This window comes from Priestia sp. SIMBA_032 (assembly GCF_046535215.1).
GTDB lineage: Bacteria > Bacillota > Bacilli > Bacillales > Bacillaceae_H > Priestia > Priestia aryabhattai.
In genome coordinates this window covers 1-235 of sequence record NZ_JAWRXD010001598.1, presented here as the reverse complement: position 1 = coordinate 235, position 235 = coordinate 1, and the positions used below count along the sequence as shown (strand labels likewise).

General features: G+C 67.7%; 1 pseudogene. It reads right to left on the bottom strand.

The annotated features are described in order from the left end of the window. Nucleotides 1-31: 31 nt before the first annotated feature. A pseudogene (locus tag SB717_RS39690) lies at nt 32-235 on the bottom strand (hypothetical protein); the annotation flags it as partial.

Below are 235 nucleotides of genomic sequence, written 5' to 3'. Positions count from 1 at the left end.
AGGGTCTGGTCTTCGGCGAGTATCAGTCGAATCATGCCGGTTCCCTCGGTATCCTGGCCAGCAGGCTGCTGGGTTTGTCGGCGCCGACGGTCAGCGAACCGCCGAGCGACTCGATGCGCGCGCGCATCCCCTGGATGCCGTTGCCGTCCATGCGGATGCGACCGCCACCGTCGTCGTCGATGGCCAGGCTTAGTGCCTCCCGGTCACCGTCGAGACGGATTCGGCAGCGGCGGGC